Source organism: Immundisolibacter sp., assembly GCF_028696615.1.
GTDB lineage: Bacteria > Pseudomonadota > Gammaproteobacteria > Immundisolibacterales > Immundisolibacteraceae > Immundisolibacter.
Map to the genome: position 1 here is coordinate 1 of NZ_JAQVGQ010000217.1, position 4,247 is coordinate 4,247.

General features: G+C 69.9%; 4 protein-coding genes and 1 pseudogene. 4 read left to right on the forward strand and 1 reads right to left on the reverse strand.

Annotated elements, in window-relative coordinates; genetic code table 11:
• From PHC73_RS14020 to hslU, 4 genes and pseudogenes are all read left to right on the forward strand, one after another.
• Nucleotides 1–105: pseudogene (locus PHC73_RS14020) on the forward strand (IS110 family transposase); the annotation flags it as partial.
• 193 nt (nucleotides 106–298) lie between these two features.
• On the forward strand, nucleotides 299–1,417 hold the full coding sequence (locus tag PHC73_RS11900) for an aminotransferase class V-fold PLP-dependent enzyme (protein ID WP_300128491.1): 1,119 nt from the start codon (nucleotides 299–301) through the stop codon (nucleotides 1,415–1,417).
• Between the two features lie 59 nt (nucleotides 1,418–1,476).
• A complete protein-coding gene (gene hslV / locus PHC73_RS11905) occupies nucleotides 1,477–2,016 on the forward strand; it encodes an ATP-dependent protease subunit HslV (RefSeq protein ID WP_300128494.1) in 540 nt (179 codons plus the stop codon).
• Nucleotides 2,017–2,030: 14 nt separating this feature from the next.
• Nucleotides 2,031–3,365, forward strand: coding sequence for an ATP-dependent protease ATPase subunit HslU (hslU, locus tag PHC73_RS11910; protein WP_300128497.1), 1,335 nt, complete (start codon nucleotides 2,031–2,033; stop codon nucleotides 3,363–3,365).
• A gap of 315 nt (nucleotides 3,366–3,680) precedes the next feature.
• Here the strand turns inward: hslU and PHC73_RS11915 are convergent.
• Nucleotides 3,681–4,247 (reverse strand): molecular chaperone TorD family protein (locus PHC73_RS11915; protein WP_300128500.1); only part of this gene is annotated, 567 nt, incomplete at its 5' end.

A 4,247-nucleotide genomic window follows, 5' to 3' on the forward strand; every position in this document is an offset into this window, starting at 1 on the left:
CACCCCAAGCAGGTGCTGGTGGCCGCCATGCGCAAACTCCTGCACCTCATCTGGGGCGTGCTCAAATCCGGACGCCCCTTCGACCCCGCCATGGGCTTGCCGTGACCGGGGCGAAGACAGTATCTGATTTATTCAGAGGTTCTGTGATTCTTTAGTGTATCGGTACCCAAACGTCGATTCTTGAGCGGAGCGACGCGGCGGGGTTTTCTTTTTACGCGGCCGGCGCGGCGCAGCCATCGGTCGGCTCGTGTCGGCCGACAGCGCATACTCGAGTCCCCATTTCCCGGACGCTGTACCGATGGACCTTGCCGCCGAGTTCGCCCTGTCGCCGGAGATCATCTACCTCAACCACGCCGCGGTGGCGCCGTGGCCGCGGCGCACGGCGGATGCCGTGGCGCGCTTTGCGGCCGAAAACGCCCGCGAGGGGGCGCGGCACTACCCGCGCTGGCTGGGCGTCGAGCAGCAGCTTCGCGAGCGGCTGGCGCGGTTGATCGGCGGCGCGCCGGCGGATGTGGCGCTGCTCAAGAACACGTCCGAGGCGATCTCGGTGGTCGCGTTCGGGTTTCCCTGGCAGGCCGGCGACAACGTGGTGCTGGCGGCCGAGGAGTTCCCGTCGAACCGCATTCCCTGGCAAGCGCTGTCGCGGCTGGGGGTGGAATGCCGGCTGGCGCATCTGACCGGCGCCGCCGATCCCGAACGGGCGCTGCTGGATTTGTTCGACCATCGAACGCGCGTGCTGGCGGTGTCGTCGGTGCAGTATGGCAACGGCCTGCGCATGGATTTGGAGCGCCTGGGCGCCGCTTGCCGCACGCGCGGGGTGGCGCTGTGCGTGGATGCCATCCAGAGCCTCGGCGCGCTGGCGTTCGACGTGGAGGCCGTGCAGGCGGATTTCGTGATGGCCGACGGCCACAAGTGGCTGTTGGGGCCGGAGGGACTGGCGCTGCTGTGGGTGCGCCCCGAGTGGCGCGAGCGTCTCGCGCTGTACCAGTACGGCTGGCACATGACGCGCGAGGCCGGCGATTTCGATGCCCTGGACTGGCGGCCGGCGGATGACGCGCGGCGTTTCGAGTGCGGCAGCCCGAACCTGCTGGGCGCCCACGGTCTGGAGGCGAGCCTGTCGTTGCTGCAAGAAATCGGCAGCGCGTCGGTGGCCGAGGCGGTGCTGGAGCGCAGCGGCTATCTCATGGACCGCATCGCCGCGCGCGGTGAGCTCGAGCTGCTGAGCGATGCGCGCCCCGGGCGCCGGTCCGGCATCGTCACCTTCCGCCACCGTGACATCGACACTGCCACGCTGCATCGCCGTTTGACCGAGGCCGGCGTGGTGTGCGCGCCGCGCGGTGGCGGGGTGCGGCTGTCGCCGCATTTCTACACGCCGCTCGAACAGCTCGATGTGGCGCTGGCGGCCATTCCCGCCTGAGCCGATGGTGCCGGGCAGGTAGAATGACCGGCCCTGTGCATCCTCGAGAATGAACACGCATGGAAGCCTTTCACGGCACCACCATCCTGTCCGTCCGGCGCAACGGCCGGGTGGTGCTGGGCGGCGACGGTCAGGTCACGCTCGGCAACATGGTCATGAAGCGCGGCGCGCGCAAGGTGCGCCGCCTGCACCACGGCAAGGTGCTGGCTGGTTTTGCCGGCGCCACGGCGGATGCCTTCACGCTGTTCGAGCTGTTCGACGCCAAGCTCGAAAAACACTCGGGTCATCTGGCCCGCGCAGCGGTGGAGCTGGCCAAGGATTGGCGTACCGACCGCCTGCTGCGGCGGCTCGAGGCCATGCTGGCGGTGGCCGACGCGGAAACCTCGCTGATCGTGTCCGGCAACGGCGACGTGCTGGAGCCCGAGGACGGCCTGATGGCGATCGGCTCCGGCGGTCCTTACGCGCAGGCGGCGGCACGCGCGCTGCTGGATCACTCGCCGCTCGAGGCGCGGCAGATCGTGGAAGCCGCGCTTGGCATCGCCGCCGACATCTGCATCTACACCAACCACTCGCTCACCATCGAGGAGCTCGGCGCCTGAGGCCCGCACTGCCCATGTCCATGACCCCGCGCGAAATCGTTCAGGAGCTCGACAAGCACATCGTCGGGCAGGATGCCGCCAAGCGCGCCGTGGCGATCGCGCTGCGCAACCGCTGGCGCCGCCAGCAGGTGGCAGATCCCCTGCGCGCCGAGATCACGCCCAAGAACATCCTCATGATCGGCCCGACCGGCGTCGGCAAGACCGAGATCGCGCGGCGTCTGGCGCGTCTTGCCGGGGCGCCGTTCCTGAAGGTGGAGGCGACCAAGTTCACCGAGGTGGGCTACGTGGGCCGCGATGTCGAGTCCATCGTGCGCGATCTGATGGACGTGGCGGTCAAGCAGACCCGCGAGCAGGAACTCGCCAAGGTACGCCACCGCGCCGAGGACGCCGCCGAGGAGCGCGTGCTGGACCTGTTGCTGCCGGGCTCGCGGGAAGGCGAGAGCTGGGCGGCCGGCGACGCTGCCACCGACACGCGCCAGAAGCTGCGCAAGCGCTTGCGCGAGGGCCAGCTCGACGACAAGCAGGTCGAGATCGAGGTCTCGCTGCCGCAGGTGGGGGTCGAGATCATGGCGCCGCCCGGCATGGAGGAACTCGCCCAGCAGCTGCAGGGCATGTTCCAGAACCTGGGCGGCCGGCGCACACGCCGCCGGCAGGTGCGCGTGGCCGAGGCGCTGCGGTTGCTGACCGACGAGGAGGCGGCCAAGTTCGTCAACGAGGACGACATCAAGCGCGCCGCGGTCGAGAACGCCGAGCAGAACGGCATCGTGTTCATCGACGAGATCGACAAGATCACCAGCCGCGGCGCCGAGCGCGGCGGCAGCGGCGGCGAGGTGTCGCGCGAGGGCGTGCAGCGCGACCTGCTGCCGCTGATCGAGGGCAGCACCGTCACCACCAAGTACGGGCAGGTGCGCACCGATCACATCCTGTTCATCGCGTCGGGCGCGTTTCACTTGAGCAAGCCCTCGGACCTGATCCCGGAACTGCAGGGCCGGCTGCCGATTCGCGTGGAGCTCGACTCGCTGCGCGTCGAGGACTTCGAGCGCATCCTCACCGACACCGACGCCGCGCTCACCGAGCAGGCGAGCGCGCTGCTGGCCACCGAGGGCGTGACGCTCAGCTTCGCGCCGGACGGCGTGCGGCGCCTGGCGCAGATCGCCTTCGAGGTCAACGAGCGTACCGAGAACATCGGCGCGCGGCGTCTGCATACGGTGATGGAGCGCCTGCTCGAGGATCTCTCTTTCACGGCCGCCGATCGCAGCGGCGAGCAGGTGACGGTGGATGCCGCCTACGTGGATCAGCGCCTTGCGGATCTCGCCGGCGATCAGGACCTCAGCCGCTACATCCTGTGATGTGACGCGTGGATGCGCCGGCGCCTGGGCCGGCATGCACCGGGGTACGGACGCGCAAGGCAGATCATGCCTCGCTGATCCGCCCTTGTATTGTTCCCCTGTAAGGCCGCAGGAGCGGCTGCAGCCGCGAATCTCCCAAAGCCCGAGCCAGCCGCGGCGGGCCGGCCTGTGTTTCGCGGCCCGGCGGGTTACGGCTGCGCCTGACCCGTCCTAGGGGTGCGCAGTGGGCGTTCGCGGCTGAAGCCGCTCCTGCGTATCTGCGCAGCGGCCGGCAGCCGGGTGGGGTGGACCGGCATGCTCACCGGCGGTGCCGCATCAGCACGCCGGGCCGGCCTGGGCCACGCCCAGATACGCGCAGTCGGCACCGACGAAGCGGGCCAGCGCGTCGACCAGCACGCCGTAGGGCGCGGCCTGCTCGCCCAGTTCCGTCAGCGCCGCGCCGAGGCCCGGCAGCCAGCGCGCCAGATGCCGGTCCAGAAAATCGGCCTGTGCGCGGCGGACGGCATCGGCGTTGGCCTGGGGCGCACCGGCTTCCAGGAACGTGAGGTAGTGCATGAACTCGACTTCGGTCAGCAGGTGATCCGGCCGCTCGCGCGCGCCGCCGGTGGAGAAATCGAGCCCGAAGTAGCGGTAAAAGCGCAGCAGCTCTTCCCACAGTTGCTGCTCGGGTGGCGCGCCGTCGTGGCGGGCTTCGAGCAGCGCGACCCGCGGGCGGCTCCCGATGGCGTCGAACAGCGCGGTGTGGGTCTGCCCCAGCGCACGCGCGTCGCGCAGCCCCGGCGCCACAAACGTGTAGCGGTAGGGCAGGGCGCGGGCGGTGTCGGCGAACGCCGCGTACAGCTCGCCGTCGGCCAGCGCCGCGCCGATGTCGCCCTGCGGGAA